Raw genomic sequence first — 13,456 nt, forward strand, 5'->3', positions numbered from 1 at the left:
GGGCTACGCACCCGCCGGGCGCTGCTGGCCGACCATGGCGACGAATTCGCGTTCCACGGCGGTGACGTAGTGCTGCTTGTGGCGCAGCATGAAGAACTCGCGGCGCGGAACGGGAAAGTCCACGGCAACCAGATTGCCCGCCTGCAAAGCATTGGTGGCGACCAGCTTCGACAGAACGGCAACGCCGGCGCCGGCTTCAACCGCTGTTCGCACAGCTTCGTTGGTCGGCAGGACAAGCGCGTCGTCCATCTCGGACAAGGCAATTCCGGCCTGCCTGAACATGCCTTCCAGGATGGCGCGCGTGCCGGAGCCGTGTTCGCGCAACACCCAGCGTGCGTCGCGCAAATCGATGTCGGACGCTTTCGCCTTTGCCCATGAATGGGTTGTCGGCACCATCAGCAGCATCTCGTCTTCGCCAACCGAGGTGGCGGTCAGCGCCGGCTCCTCGACCTTTCCTTCGACGAAACCGAGTGTCGCAGCGCCATCCCGCACCAGTTCGGCGACGGTTTCGGTGTTGCCCATGGTGAGCGTGACCGAGAGCGCCGGATAGGCGGACTGGAACCGGTGGATGAATTTTGGCAGCCAGTAATTGCCCACTGTCTGGCTGGCGGCCAGCGCCAGCGAGCCGATCCGCAACCCGGCCAGATCGGCAAGGACAAGTTCCGCAGCCGAGGCGCGGGCCAACACGGCCCTGGCCTCGACAAGGAAGAGCCGGCCGGCATCCGTCAGCGAGATGCGCCGTCCGACCCGGTCGAAGAGCTTGGTGGCGTAGCGCGCTTCGAGTGCTGCGACGGCTGCGCTGGTCGCCGACTGCGTCAGGTTGAGGTCGCGCGCCGCCTGGGTGACATGCTCGCGCTCGGCGACGGCGACGAAGATCCGCAACTGCTCCAGCGTCATCCTGTTCCCTTGATCACACGAGCTTCAGCAGCAAGAGGCTGAACCCTGCGATAAAGACGGATGCGGAAAATGCAAGCAGCAAGGGACGAAAGCCAAGGGCGCGGATCTGCGAGAACCGTGTCTGCAGGCCCATGGCGGCGAGGCCCATGGTCAACATCAAGGTGGTTATCGGCGCGATTGCCGTCGTCAGGCTGGCTGGGATTTCCACCGCGCTGTTCAGGGCCACGACGGCGATGAAAGCGAAGATGAACCACGGCACCGGCGGGCGGGCCGTCACGCCGTCCTTGGTGCCGCGCCGGGAAAACAGGCCAAGCAGGATCACCACCGGCGCCAGCATCGCCACCCTGGCCAGCTTGGCGACGGTGCCGATCTCGCCGGATTGCGCGCCATTCTGGAAGCTGGCGCCGATCACCTGCGCGATCTCGTGGATCGACGCGCCGGCCCACAGGCCGAACCGATGCTGGTCCAGTCCGAGATGGGGGCCGAGCAGCGGGAACAGAAGCATCGCCAGCGTGCCGAAGAGTGTGATGGCTGCGACGGCATAGGCGACCTCGTCCTCCGAGCCTCTGGTGACGGTGTTGGTGGCGACGATGGCTGAGGCGCCGCAGATGGAGGTGCCGGCGGCGATCAGTTCGGCCAGCCTGCGGTCGACGCCGAGCAGCCGGCCGAGCGTTCTGGTGAACAGGAATGTCCCTACCAGCGCCGCCGCGATGATGGCGACGCCCTTGCCACCGACGGAGACGAGTTGGCCGACAGTGAGCTGAAACCCCAGAAGCACGATGGCAAGGCGCAGCAGGCTGCGCTGGCAGAAGCCCACACCGGGTTTGAGATGCGCCGGCAGGCCGGCGATGTTGGAGAACAAGGCTCCGATGATCACAGCCAGGATCATCGGGCTGAGGAAGCCGAGACCCGGCAGATTGCGGGCGGTAAAGGCCGCGCCGGAGACGATCAATGCCAGCAGGACGCCCGACAGCAATGTCTTCGGAGACTGCCGATCCGGCAGAATGAGCGCTTGCGGGAGGAGCGTGTTGCTGGCGGCGCTTGAAGTCATGGAAAGACGTACTCTGATTTTCAGTATATCGGAATGACATTCTATCCCGGCCAATTCCAACGCAATTTATGTGTGGAATCGTTCGTTTCAATCGAACGAACGTACTTCGATGCTCGCAGGAAGCGGCGATGGGATAGCGCCGCCATCGCAAGCCGCTAGAATGGATCCACCCGGCGCGGCCAATGGGGGAAGCATGGCAGGCAGAAAACCAACGGCGGCATCGACCAGGACGGGCGGTCTCAAACCGCTCGCTTCCATGGGAGAGCGGGGCACCAGCGTACATGCGACCGTGGCCAACGACATCGGATCGCGGATTGTGCGCGGCGACTATGCGCCTGGCGCGGTCCTTCCCAACGAAGCGCAATGGGCGCAAATCTTCGATGTCAGTCGCTCGGCCGTTCGTGAAGCGATCAAAATGCTGATGGCCAAGGGGCTGCTGGCGTCACGGCCGAAGGTCGGCAGCCGGGTCGAGCCGCGTGAGCGCTGGAACCTTCTGGATCGCGATGTGCTGGCCTGGTACGCGACGTCGCCCGGCAGCGAGACGTTTCTGCGCACGGTGCAGGAGTTTCGCCACATCATCGAACCGGAGGCTACGGCCTATGCCGCGCTGCGCCGCAGCGACGAGCAGATGGCGGAAATCAGCCAGGCGTGCCGTGACATGCGCCAGGCCGCATCGCTGGAGATGCGCACCCATGCCGATACGCGCTTTCATCTCGCGATCTTGCGGGCCGCCGGAAACGATCTGCTGGTGCCGCTTGGCGTGCTGATCGAGTCGGCGCTCAACCATCTTTTCGTCTATGCAACGCGCGCCGGCGACGACATCGAGCAGGCGCAGCAATTGCATGAGCGGATCGAGAAGCATATTCGCCTGCGGCAGCCCGACGCGGCGCGGGATGCCGTGCGCAGACTCCTGGCCAATACGGACAAGGTCGTTGGCGCCAAGCGATGATCGCGGCGGCGAATGCCGTCACTCAAAAGAATGGATGCCGAGCGCGCCGTTACGGTCGCTCGTCATCGCCAGGCCAATGTTCGGCGACGCCGACCGTGCCCTTCCAGGCGCTGGCGACCGGGGTGGTGGAGATGGCGATGTGCTCGGGCGCACGCCGATGTCGGAACAGGCTCATAGGATCTGAGCTTGCTCCCGAATAAGCCGGACGACGGATTCGCCTACAGCCCGTACGTGGGTGGCCATGATGCGACCCGCCTCTTCTGCATCGCCCCGGCGGCATGCTTCCAGAATTTGACGGTGCTCTTCCTGTGACCTGTCTGTCTGGCCCGCTGTCCTCCAGGTCATCAGCAGATAGCGGCCCAGATTGACGCGGGCCTGTTCGACGGTCCGCAGGAAATGCGGAGCATCGGCCCGCTGATACAAGATCCGGTGAAAGGCCGAGTTGAACTCGACGATTTCGGTGGTGTTCTGGGCACGATCGATCGCGGCGATGGCTTGCTCAGCCTGTGCCAGGTCCGTGTCGGAGAGGCGGGGAACGCATCGTCTTGTCAGATATTCTTCAAGGAGGGCGCGGAACTCAGTCAGTTCCAAAGCCTCCGCTTCGGTCAGCGAGGCCACGGTCATGCCGCGATTGTGGCTGGCGACGACCAGCCCTTCGGACTCCAGCTGCCAGAGTGCTTCCCGAACCGGAATATGACTGAGTTTGAACTGGTCAGCGATCTGCCTTTGCCGGATTGGCGACCCGGGCCGCAGAGTGCCGCTGGTGATGGCATCACGCAATTGCTCCAGTACGTAAACTGACGATCCCCGCAGCGGATTTCCTCCGTCTGACATCACAATCTCCAGGAAAGTAGCTTGATATATGATATACAATTTTTCTATATGATATACGATTATGAGAATGCTGCAAGATCAATTTGGAATTGTGCCGATTTTGCATGGATGCTCGTCCTCCACGCGCGTCCATCCCGACGCGAATGGAGCAACGGAGGGCAACCTTACGGGCGGGAGAAAGCATCGAGTATGAAACGACGCGAAGCCGTAAGTCATGAAGCTCCGATCCTGGCAGGAACTAGAGATGGTTCGCGGATGGACGTCCAATGGCCAAACATATGAAAGTGGCCGTCGGCGTGTCTCTGCTGGCGGGGGTATTCGGAGTACTCCTGCTTGCGGCCTCCGGCATCATCTCCAGCCAGGAAGCGCGTATTCTTGGCATCGTCTATGTCTGCATCATGCTTTGGGCGACGCAGATCGTTCCGGGCTATATCGTATCGCTGACGTTTTTCTTTCTCGCCGTTACCCTCACGACGGTGCCGGTTGCAGAAATCTTCTCCGGCTTTGCATCCAGCGCCTTCTGGCTTGTCTTCAGCGGCGGCGTCATCGGTTTTGCCCTGAAGGAAAGCGGCCTCAGCAGGCGGCTGGGCACGATCTTGGCCGGTTTGATAGGACGATCCTATCTGCGCGCGCTTTTTGCCTTCGCGGTCATCAGCTTCGCCTTGTCGCTCGTGATGCCGTCGACCTTCGGCCGGATCGCGATTCTGGTGCCGATAGCGGCAGGTTACTGCTCGGTGGCGGGGCTGGATGGCTCCCGGCGCGGCCGCGACGGCATCCTGCTCCTGGTCATCGTCGGGTCTTTCGAACTCGCCGGCGCGGTCCTGCCGGCAAATCTCCCGAACATCATCATGGCCGGTGTTCTGGAACAGAGCCTTGGCTTGCACCTCAGCTTCTCGGAATATCTCTACACCTTCTTTCCGGCCGGCGTGCTGGCGCGGGGCGCGGTCCTCGTCGGCACATCCTTCCTGATGTTCGCCGACACCGTCTCTGCGGAGCCGCTGCAATCGAAGCCTACATCCCTGTCGCGGGAAGAGAGGAGAGTTTCCGTGTTGCTGCTGGCGACTTTGGGTTTCTGGTTCACGGATTCCCTGCATCACATCGCGCCGGGCTGGGTAGGGCTCGGCTTTTCGCTGGCCTACCTGCTGACCTCCCATGCCGACAAAATGGTTGCGTTCGGCAACGGCCAGAAAATGGACCTGCTGTGGTTCATTGCCGCCATCATCGGGCTGACTGCGCTTGTGCGACATGTCGACCTGACGCCCTTGGCGGCGCTCGGTGAGGGTGGATGGGCCCAGAATCCGCTGGTGTCGTATATCGTCCTGGTCGCCGTCTCGATCGTGATCTGCTTCGTCGTCACGTCGAATGCCGCGCCGGCCCTTTTCACGCCATTCGCGGCCAATTTGCTGGCCGATAGCAGTTTCCTGAGGATGGGTCTTCTGAGCCAGGTCATGGGTTATTCCACGACGTTTCTGGCTTATCAGTCGCCACCGATCCTGTTCGGCGGGGAACTTGCAGGGCTCAGTCGTTCCGTCGTGGCCAAATATTGTCTTGTCACTGGATGCCTGGGTTTGCTCATCGTCGTGCCGATCAACGCCGCCTGGTGGTGGCTGATCGGCCTCTTGTGATCGCTGGAGCGGGCCGGGCCGAGGGCGTGGCGGTCAGATCTGCGAGATGACTTCCGGCGGATAGTCGTCATTGTCGGCGTCGCGCATGGCCGCAAGGCTGCGGTTGTCGAGCACCTCGGCGATGGCGTGGCGGACTTCCAGCATCATGTGCCGGACCTCGCAGTTCGCCTCGTTGCAATCCTCGCAGCGCTGATACTGCGTGCGGCTGGCGCAGGAGAGCGGCGCCAGCGGGCCGTCCAGCACGCGCACCACGTGACCGATCTTGATCTCGGCGGCGGGGCGGGCGAGCCGATAGCCGCCGTCCTTGCCCTTGCGGCTCTGGACGAAACCGGCATTGCGCAACTCGCCCAGAATGGCGTCGAGAAATTTTTTCGGGATGTTGTTGGAGGCAGCGATGTCGCCCACGAAGGCAAGCTGTCCGGCTGGCATCTTGGACAGATGAACCAGGGCCTTGAGCCCGTACTTACCCTTTTTGGTCAGCATTCCAGAAACAGTCCGATCCCGAAAAGCCGCGTTTCGCTTTTGTTTGTGTGCAAATGATGACGTGAACGCCGCAGCTTCCAACAGCAATAAAATCGACCTGCAACAGATACAATAGAAAAGACGTTTATTTTTCGTGCGTTACAAAGACCGTCGGTCATGGGCTCCAGAAGTTGCGCGCCCGTTCGGCGAAGACAAAAAAGCCGGCTTGCGCCGGCTCTTTTGTCTGCCGAGAGCCGGATCAGCGGCTGCCGTAAATCTGGTCGAGCAGGGCGCCCTCGGCGAAGTGGTCGGTTTGGACCTTCTTCCAGCCACCGAACACGTCCTCGACGGTGACCAGCCGGACATTCGGGAACTTGTCCTTGAACTTGGCGGCGACCGTTTCGTCGCGAACGCGCATGCCGTTCTCGGCTTCGATCTCCTGGCCGTCGGGTGTGTAGAGGAATTCGAGATAGCTCTTGGCGAGGTCGCCGGTGCCGTGATCCTTTACCACCTTTTCGACGACGGCCACAGGAAACTCAGCCAGAAGGCTGACCGACGGCACGACCTGCTGGTATTTGTCGGTGCCATATTCGCGGGCGATGCCCTGCGTCTCGCACTCGAAGGTAATGAGCACGTCGCCGATGCCGCGCTCGGCGAAGGTGGTGGTCGAGGCGCGGCCGCCAGTGTCGAACACCGGCACATGACTGAAGATCTTGCCGATGAACTCGTTCACCTTGGCGGCATCGCCGTTGAACTTCTCCAGCCCATAGGCGTAGGCGGCCAGATAGGTGTAGCGGGCATTGCCCGAGGTCTTGGGGTTGGGGAAGATCACCTGGACGTCGTCGCGGGCGAGATCGTCCCAATCCTTGATGTTCTTCGGATTGCCGGCGCGCACCAGGAACGAGGGCAGCGAATAGAAGGGCGAGGCATTGCTGGGGAAGGCCTTCTGCCAATCGGCCGAGACATAGCCGTTCTTGACGAGGAAATCGATGTCCGGAACCTGGTTGAAGGTGACGACATCGGCGCCAAGCCCTTCGACGATGGAGCGCGCCTGCTTCGACGTGCCGGCATGCGACTGATCGACGGTCACGCCGGGGTGTTTGGCGACGAATGCCTCGTTGATCTGGACGAACAATTCGCGGCCGACGTCATACGACGCGTTCAGCAGCTTGTCGGCGGCCGAGGCGGCTCCGGTCGCGAACAGGAAGCCGGCAAGAATGGTGCCGGCGAGGGCGAGGCGTTTCATCGGGGACTCCATAGGGAACGGTGCTGAGATGGCTAGCACCATAGCGGCCGGCCCCGACAAGGCGAGCAATGGCGGACTGATAGAGTCGCCGCCAGTGGAACTTCGTTGTTTTTAATGAGGCGTTCCAGGAATTGTATTCCACAAAACCCGATCCGCCCTGTGCCTCGTTACTAGGATGCCGTTTCTGTAGGAAACAGTTTCCACTTACGCGGGCGAAACGCCACCCGGCTCTTCTGCGCCGCCGGATGGTCGACGGGCAGCTCGATTTCGACGCGATGCTGTTCGCCGCCGACCTCCAGTTCGACGCGGCGCGTGCCGGCGACACGGCGGCTGCTGACGACGGTGCCGGCGATGCAGCCGCTGCATCCGTCCAGCAGTTCGATATCGTGCGGGCGGAAGAACAGGGTGGCCGGACCGGCGGCGAAACCCTGGGCGCTGATGCCGATCGGACGGTCGGCCAGCCAGATCTGGTCGTCCTCGACCTTGACCGGAAGCGTCGAGGAATCGCCGATGAAGCCGTATACGAAGGGTGAGTTAGGTGTGTCGTAGACGTCGTCCGCGGTGCCGACCTGCTCGATGCGGCCCTGGCTCATGACGACGACGCGGTCGGCCAGCTCGAGCGCTTCTTCCTGATCGTGGGTGACGAAAACGGTGGTGTGGCCGGTGGCGTCGTGGATGTCGCGCAGCCAGCGGCGCAGTTCGCGGCGGACCTGCGCGTCGAGCGCGCCGAACGGTTCGTCCAGCAGCAGGACTTTCGGCTCGATCGCCATGGCGCGGGCCAGTGCGACGCGCTGGCGCTGGCCGCCGGAAAGCTGCGCCGGATAGCGGTTTTCCAGGCCGGAGAGCTGGACGAGATCGAGCAGCTCGGAAGCGCGGCGGCGGATTTCCCTGGCCGGAGGCTTGTCGGCGCCGTGGCGGACCTTGAGGCCGAAGCCGATATTGTCGGCCACCGTCATATGCCGGAAAAGCGCGTAGTGCTGGAAAACGAAGCCGACATTGCGCTCCTGAATGGAGCGGTGCGAGGCATCCTCGTCGCCGAAGAAGATCGCGCCTCGGGTCGGGCGCTCCAGCCCGGCGATCAGCCGGAGCAGCGTCGTCTTGCCGGAACCGGAGGGGCCGAGCAGGGCGATCAGCTCGCCCGACCGGATGTCGAGCGAAACATCGTGCAGCGCCGGGAACCGGTCGAACTCCTTGCGCACGTTGACAGCGCGAACTTCCATGACTTCCTACCTTCTTAATGCCCGCGCGTCGCGGCGAGCTCGGCGCCGTAGCGCAGCTCGAGAATGGTTTTCAAGACAAGCGTGACGAGGGCGAGGCCCGCCAGCAGCGACGCCACGGCGAACGCGGCGGCGGCGTTGTACTCGTTGTAGAGAATTTCGATATGCAGCGGCATGGTGTTGGTCACGCCGCGTATGTGGCCGGACACCACCGAGACCGCGCCGAACTCGCCCATGGCGCGGGCGTTGCAAAGGAGCACGCCGTAGAGAAGCCCCCATTTGATGTTGGGCAGCGTGACATACCAGAAGGTCTGCCAGCCATTGGCGCCCAGCGAAAGCGCGGCTTCCTCGTCGCCGGTGCCCTGCTCCTGCATCAGCGGGATCAGTTCGCGCGCCACGAAAGGGAAGGTGACGAAGACGGTCGCCAGCACGATGCCGGGCACGGCAAACAGGATTTCGATGCCGTTGGCCTTCAGCCATGGTCCGAGCATGCTCTGGGCGCCGAACAAAAGGACGTAGACAAGGCCCGAAATAACGGGTGACACCGAAAAGGGCAGGTCGATCAGCGTGGTCAGGAATGCCTTGCCCTTGAACTCGAACTTGGCAATCGCCCAGGCCGCGGCGACGCCGTAGACCAGATTGAGCGGCACGGCGATGGCCGCCACCAGCAAGGTGAGGCGGATGGCGGCGAGCGTATCGTGATCGTTGAGCGAAGACAGATAGGTGCCCATGCCTTTGGCAAAAGCCTGCTGGAACACGATTATCAGCGGCAGGACGAGGAAGAAGCCGAGGAAAAGGAAGGCGACCGTCATCAGGACGGCCCGCGCGACCGGGCTTTCCGTGACGGCGGCGGTCGCAGCTTCCGACGGCGGAGCATATGTCTGGATTGAGGGATCAGCCATAACGCTTGCGGCTCCATGACTGCAGGAGGTTGATGACCAGCAACATCGCGAAGGCGATGGCCAGCATCACCGCGGCGATCGCGGTCGCGGCGGCGTAGTTATACTCCTCGAGGCGAATGATGATCAGCAGCGGCGCGATCTCGGAAACCTTGGGCAAATTGCCGGCGATGAAGATGACCGACCCGTATTCGCCGACACCGCGCGCGAATGCGAGAGCGAAGCCGGTGACGATGGCCGGCGCAAGCCCGGGAAACAGGACGCGGGTTATGGTCTGGAAGCGGCTGGCGCCGAGCGTCGCCGCGGCCTCTTCGACCTCCTTGTCGATCTCTTCCATGATCGGCTGCACGGTGCGCACGACGAAGGGAAGACCGATAAAGACTAGCGCGATGACGATGCCGAGCGGCGTGTAGGCCACCTTGATGCCAAGTGCCATCAGCGGCTTGCCCAGCAGTCCGTTCGGCGCGTAGAGCGTGGTGAGCGCGATGCCCGCCACCGCCGTCGGCAGGGCGAAGGGCAGGTCGACCATCGCGTCGATGATGCGGCGGCCCGGAAAGCGGTAGCGCACCAGGATCCACGCCACGAGGGTGCCGAAGACGACATTGATCGCCGCCGCGATCAACGCGGTGCCGAAGCTGATCTCCAGTGCCTTCAGCGTACGGTCGTCGGTGATGATGCGCCAGAAATCAGACCAGCCGAGCGCGGCGGAGCGCCATGCCAGACCGGACAAGGGGATCAGGATGATGAGCGTGAGGTAGACAAGCGAGAAGCCGAGCGTCAACCCGAAACCGGGAATGACGCTCGGCTGCCTGAATTTCCACCCCGCCTGGGCGGGTGCTGGGGTCATGGCTTAAAGAGGGTCCCTTCTTTCATGGCCTGCTTGCAACAACTCCGTTCGAAATCCAACCCAGAAAGTTGATCTCGGGTGTCGAACCACGCGCGCCGCGCGTCACTGGGCGGGCTTGTAGACCTGGTCGAATATGCCGCCGTCACCAAAATGGTAGGGCTGGGCCTTCTTCCAGCCGCCGAACTGGGGGTCGTCGATCGTCACCAGCTTTAGGTCCTTTTGCCAGGCCAGATCTTCGGCCGGAACAAGGTCGGGCTTGGCGGGACGATAGTGGTTCTTGGCGATCAGCGCCTGTCCTTCCTTGGAATAGAGGTACTGCAGATAGGCCTCGGCCACCTTGCGCGTGCCCTTGGCGTCGACATTGGCGTCGACGATGGCGACAGGCGGTTCGGCTAAAATGGAACTCGACGGATAGACGATGTCGAAATTGTCGGCGCCGAACTCGTCGAGCGCCAGGAAGGCTTCGTTCTCCCATGCCAGCAGCACGTCGCCCAAGCCCTTCTGGGCGAAGGTCACGGTCGAGCCGCGCGCGCCGGTGTCGAGCACGGGCACGTTGGAGAAAAGCCTGGCGATGAATTCCCTGGTCTTGGCCTCGTCGTTGCCGTCCTGCGCATTGGCGTAGGCCCATGCCGCCAAGTAGTTCCAGCGGGCGCCGCCCGAGGTCTTGGGATTGGGGGTGATGACCTGGACGCCGTCCTTGACCAGATCGCCCCAGTCCTTGATGGCTTTCGGATTGCCCTTGCGGACGAGGAAGATGATGGTCGAGGTGTAGGGCGCCGAATTGTTCTCGAACTGGCCGCGCCAGTCGGGCTTTATCTTCCTGGTCTTGTCGGCGATGGCGTTGATGTCGCTCTCCAGAGCCAGCGTCACCACGTCGGCCTCCAGCCCATCGATGACGGAACGGGCCTGCGCGCCGGAGCCGCCATGGGATTGCTGGATGGTAACGGTCTCTCCCGTTTCGGCCTTCCAGTGGGCGCTGAACACCTCGTCGAACTGCTTGTAGAGCTCACGGGTCGGATCGTAGGAAACATTGAGCAGCGTCGAGTCTGCAAAGGCAAAACCGAGGGCGCCGAACTGAACGGAACCTGCGACGAACGCAGCGAGCAGCGTCTTGATAGGAAGGTTGGTCATAAAAGCCTCCGTGCGGAACTGCTTTTACTCTATCGAAATTGTAGAAATTGGATGCAATGAAGCTTGCCAAGTTTGGCGCTCGGGAGAAAATTCCCGGTCCTTCTTTGCAGGATAAGAAAATATTTTACTCATTTGGCAGGACTGCCGGTGATCGGATGCAGGGTCTCTCGTGCTTCCTGAACCTGAAAGCACGACGCCTATTCGACGAAGACCTTGACGCTGGCGGCGCGGCCGGCGGCATCGATGACGGTCAGCGTGGAATAACCGGCGCCGTCCGGCAGCCAGGTCGCCGTGCGGGTGCGGTCGCGGCCGGTCAGCGGCTTGCCGTTGGCCAGCCAGCGGAAGGGCGCGCGCCCGTCCTGAAGCTTCAGGACCAGCGGCGTGGCGCTGGCGGTGGCAGCACCCAGATCGACGCGCGCGCCGTCAGGCGGAAAGACGATTTTTGGCGCCGGCTCGGCCGGGCCGATGGCGTTCGCGGCATCGCTGCCGAAACGGGCAAGCGTGACCGGCAACTGGTCGCGCTTCGGCAGGAAGATGCCGGGCGGCCGGGAGGGCAGCGCCACCGACGCCAGACCGGACCGCTCGAATCCCTCGAAAAGGATGGGCGCCGCCGAGACATATCCGGAAAGGCCGGGTATGGCGCTGGCGTCGGCGCGGCCGACCCAGACGCCCAGCACATAGCGTCCGTCGAAGCCGACTGACCAGGCGTCCCGGTAGCCATAGGAGGTGCCGGTCTTGTAGGCGATGCCGCGTTGCAACGCGCCCTGCGGCGGCTTCACGCCGGACAGGATGTCGGCGATCTGCCAGTTCGCCTGCCCGTCAAGGATGGTGGCGGTGAAGTCCGCCGGCCGCGTCGTCTCGGCCCCGTCGCGCAGCGGATGCACCTTCCCGCCATTGGCGAGACCGGCATAGAGCTGGACGAGATCGCGCAGCGAAATGCCGACGCCGCCGAGCCCGATGGCGAGACCGGGGGGCTCGTTGAGGGGCAGGGCGGGGTTGATGCCGGCCTGCCGGAACCGCGCGGTCAGCCGCGCCGGCCCGACGGCGTCGAGAACGCGGACGGCCGGCACGTTCAGCGACAATTGCAGCGCCTGGCGGATGGTGACGTCGCCCTGATAGCCCATGTCGAAGTTCTTCGGCCGGTAGCCGCTGAAATCGGCGGGGCGGTCCTCGATCATGGTTTCCTGGGCGATCATGCCTTGCTCGAAAGCGAGACCGTAGATGAACGGCTTCAGGGTCGAGCCGGGCGAGCGCAGCACCTTCGTCATGTCGATCCAGCCCGAACGGCTGGAATCGAAGAAATCGGCAGAGCCGACTTCGCCAAGGATCTCGCCGGTGCGGGCGTCGGCCAGCACCATGGCAACCGACAGTTTCGGGCCGAGCTTGCGGGCGGCATCTCGCGCCACGGCCTCAAGCCCTTGCTGCGCGCTCTTCCTGATCGTCAGGCGGGGCGGCTCGCCGGTGGCTGCTTTTGCGACCGCGGCGTTGGCCGCGTGAGCCGCCAGAGCGGGCAGGGCGCGGCGGACTTCCGGCACCGCTTCGAGCGCGGCGCGCTGGGCTTCGCGTTCGCCCAGAAGATTGGCCGAAACCATGCGGTCAAGCACGCGGTCGCGCGCGGCCTGTGCGATTCGCAGATTGCGGTCCGGCCGGCGCTTTTCCGGCAGTTGCGGCAGCGCCACCAGCAGGGCCGCCTCGGAGACGGTGAGCCGTTTCGGCTCCTTGCCGAAATAGGCCAACGACGCGGCGCGCACGCCTTCCAGATTGCCGCCATAGGGCGCGAGCGTCAGGTAACGCTCGAGGATTTCGGTCTTGGACAGCCGCCGTTCGATCTGGATGGCTCGGGCCATCTGGCGCAGCTTCGCCCAGACGCTGCGGCTTTCGCGCGGCTCGATCAGCCGGGCGAGCTGCATCGACAGCGTCGAGCCGCCGGAGACGATTCGGCCATTGCCGGCGAATTGCAGCGCGGCGCGGCCGAGCGCCAGCAGGTCGACGCCTGAATGATCCCAGAAGCGCTTGTCTTCATAGGCAACCAGCATGTCGACGAACTGCCGGTCCACCTGATCGGGGCTTGTCGCCAGCCGCCAGTAACCGTCCGGCGTGGCGAAGGTCCGCAGGAGCTGTCCGTCGCGGTCGAGCACTTCGGCGGAGACGATGGGCTTGGCGGGGAGGGGCGGCGGAAAGGCCCGGTCGAGCTGCCAGAGGGTGACGGCGGCGAGGGCGAGGACGGCGACGCCGGTGGTGCTGCTCCAGGCGACGTAGCGAAGGGCTTTTTGAGAAAGCATGGCGCTGCTCCTCATC

At 63.4% G+C, this 13,456-nt stretch carries 13 protein-coding genes; 2 read left to right on the forward strand and 11 right to left on the reverse strand.

Going from position 1 to position 13,456, the window contains the following annotated elements; genetic code table 11:
- Positions 1-3 precede the first annotated feature (3 nt).
- Positions 4-897 carry a LysR family transcriptional regulator gene (locus tag J2X35_RS18380; protein ID WP_310188880.1) on the reverse strand — a complete coding sequence of 298 codons (894 nt, stop codon included), beginning with the start codon at positions 895-897 and terminating at the stop codon, positions 4-6.
- Positions 898-910: 13 nt separating this feature from the next.
- Positions 911-1,948 carry a YeiH family protein gene (locus tag J2X35_RS18385; protein ID WP_156459814.1) on the reverse strand — a complete coding sequence of 346 codons (1,038 nt, stop codon included), beginning with the start codon at positions 1,946-1,948 and terminating at the stop codon, positions 911-913.
- 256 nt (positions 1,949-2,204) lie between these two features.
- On the opposite strand from J2X35_RS18385, the gene J2X35_RS18390 reads away from it, so the two are divergent.
- Positions 2,205-2,897, forward strand: a complete 693-nt coding sequence (locus J2X35_RS18390) for a FadR/GntR family transcriptional regulator (protein WP_310189368.1) — start codon at positions 2,205-2,207, stop codon at positions 2,895-2,897.
- A gap of 49 nt (positions 2,898-2,946) precedes the next feature.
- Here the strand turns inward: J2X35_RS18390 and J2X35_RS18395 are convergent, their stop codons facing one another.
- Both J2X35_RS18395 and J2X35_RS18400 read right to left on the reverse strand, forming a co-directional pair.
- Positions 2,947-3,072: a hypothetical protein gene (locus J2X35_RS18395; RefSeq protein WP_310188883.1), complete on the reverse strand. Its 126-nt coding sequence runs from the start codon at positions 3,070-3,072 to the stop codon at positions 2,947-2,949.
- Positions 3,069-3,731 (reverse strand): GntR family transcriptional regulator, encoded by a 663-nt coding sequence (locus J2X35_RS18400; RefSeq protein WP_310188885.1) that lies wholly within the window; start codon positions 3,729-3,731, stop codon positions 3,069-3,071. The genes J2X35_RS18395 and J2X35_RS18400 overlap by 4 nt, the downstream gene beginning before the upstream one ends.
- Before the next feature lie 266 nt (positions 3,732-3,997).
- On the opposite strand from J2X35_RS18400, the gene J2X35_RS18405 reads away from it, so the two are divergent.
- Positions 3,998-5,356, forward strand: a complete 1,359-nt coding sequence (locus J2X35_RS18405; RefSeq protein ID WP_310188888.1) for an SLC13 family permease — start codon at positions 3,998-4,000, stop codon at positions 5,354-5,356.
- A 33-nt stretch (positions 5,357-5,389) separates the two neighbouring features.
- Here the strand turns inward: J2X35_RS18405 and J2X35_RS18410 are convergent, their stop codons facing one another.
- From J2X35_RS18410 to pbpC, 7 genes are all read right to left on the reverse strand, one after another.
- A complete protein-coding gene (locus J2X35_RS18410) occupies positions 5,390-5,839 on the reverse strand; it encodes an Rrf2 family transcriptional regulator (RefSeq protein WP_310188891.1) in 450 nt (149 codons plus the stop codon).
- A 238-nt stretch (positions 5,840-6,077) separates the two neighbouring features.
- On the reverse strand, positions 6,078-7,064 hold the full coding sequence (locus tag J2X35_RS18415) for a sulfate ABC transporter substrate-binding protein (protein WP_310188893.1): 987 nt from the start codon (positions 7,062-7,064) through the stop codon (positions 6,078-6,080).
- 170 nt (positions 7,065-7,234) lie between these two features.
- Positions 7,235-8,284 (reverse strand): sulfate/molybdate ABC transporter ATP-binding protein, encoded by a 1,050-nt coding sequence (locus tag J2X35_RS18420; RefSeq protein WP_310188896.1) that lies wholly within the window; start codon positions 8,282-8,284, stop codon positions 7,235-7,237.
- A 14-nt stretch (positions 8,285-8,298) separates the two neighbouring features.
- Positions 8,299-9,183: a sulfate ABC transporter permease subunit CysW gene (cysW, locus tag J2X35_RS18425; protein WP_056110648.1), complete on the reverse strand. Its 885-nt coding sequence runs from the start codon at positions 9,181-9,183 to the stop codon at positions 8,299-8,301.
- Positions 9,176-10,027 (reverse strand): sulfate ABC transporter permease subunit CysT, encoded by an 852-nt coding sequence (cysT, locus tag J2X35_RS18430; RefSeq protein WP_056110646.1) that lies wholly within the window; start codon positions 10,025-10,027, stop codon positions 9,176-9,178. Before cysT ends, cysW begins: the two co-directional genes overlap by 8 nt.
- A gap of 102 nt (positions 10,028-10,129) precedes the next feature.
- The gene (locus tag J2X35_RS18435; protein WP_310188899.1) at positions 10,130-11,158 is read right to left on the reverse strand and encodes a sulfate ABC transporter substrate-binding protein; all 1,029 of its coding nucleotides are present in this window, start codon (positions 11,156-11,158) and stop codon (positions 10,130-10,132) included.
- Positions 11,159-11,355: 197 nt separating this feature from the next.
- On the reverse strand, positions 11,356-13,440 hold the full coding sequence (gene pbpC, locus J2X35_RS18440; RefSeq protein ID WP_310188901.1) for a penicillin-binding protein 1C: 2,085 nt from the start codon (positions 13,438-13,440) through the stop codon (positions 11,356-11,358).
- Positions 13,441-13,456: the final 16 nt, after the last annotated feature.

The organism is Mesorhizobium sp. BE184 (genome assembly GCF_031457045.1).
Taxonomy (GTDB): Bacteria; Pseudomonadota; Alphaproteobacteria; order Rhizobiales; family Rhizobiaceae; genus Mesorhizobium.

Bases quoted from the DNA above. Each gene is read 5' to 3' on its own strand.
- J2X35_RS18380 (WP_310188880.1), bottom strand. From the start codon at position 897: ATGACGCTGGAGCAGTTGCGGATCTTCGTCGCCGTCGCCGAGCGCGAG.
- J2X35_RS18385 (WP_156459814.1), bottom strand. From the start codon at position 1,948: ATGACTTCAAGCGCCGCCAGCAACACGCTCCTCCCGCAAGCGCTCATT.
- J2X35_RS18390 (WP_310189368.1), top strand. From the start codon at position 2,205: ATGGGAGAGCGGGGCACCAGCGTACATGCGACCGTGGCCAACGACATC.
- J2X35_RS18395 (WP_310188883.1), bottom strand. From the start codon at position 3,072: ATGAGCCTGTTCCGACATCGGCGTGCGCCCGAGCACATCGCCATCTCC.
- J2X35_RS18400 (WP_310188885.1), bottom strand. From the start codon at position 3,731: ATGTCAGACGGAGGAAATCCGCTGCGGGGATCGTCAGTTTACGTACTG.
- J2X35_RS18405 (WP_310188888.1), top strand. From the start codon at position 3,998: ATGGCCAAACATATGAAAGTGGCCGTCGGCGTGTCTCTGCTGGCGGGG.
- J2X35_RS18410 (WP_310188891.1), bottom strand. From the start codon at position 5,839: ATGCTGACCAAAAAGGGTAAGTACGGGCTCAAGGCCCTGGTTCATCTG.
- J2X35_RS18415 (WP_310188893.1), bottom strand. From the start codon at position 7,064: ATGAAACGCCTCGCCCTCGCCGGCACCATTCTTGCCGGCTTCCTGTTC.
- J2X35_RS18420 (WP_310188896.1), bottom strand. From the start codon at position 8,284: ATGGAAGTTCGCGCTGTCAACGTGCGCAAGGAGTTCGACCGGTTCCCG.
- cysW (WP_056110648.1), bottom strand. From the start codon at position 9,183: ATGGCTGATCCCTCAATCCAGACATATGCTCCGCCGTCGGAAGCTGCG.
- cysT (WP_056110646.1), bottom strand. From the start codon at position 10,027: ATGACCCCAGCACCCGCCCAGGCGGGGTGGAAATTCAGGCAGCCGAGC.
- J2X35_RS18435 (WP_310188899.1), bottom strand. From the start codon at position 11,158: ATGACCAACCTTCCTATCAAGACGCTGCTCGCTGCGTTCGTCGCAGGT.
- pbpC (WP_310188901.1), bottom strand. From the start codon at position 13,440: ATGCTTTCTCAAAAAGCCCTTCGCTACGTCGCCTGGAGCAGCACCACC.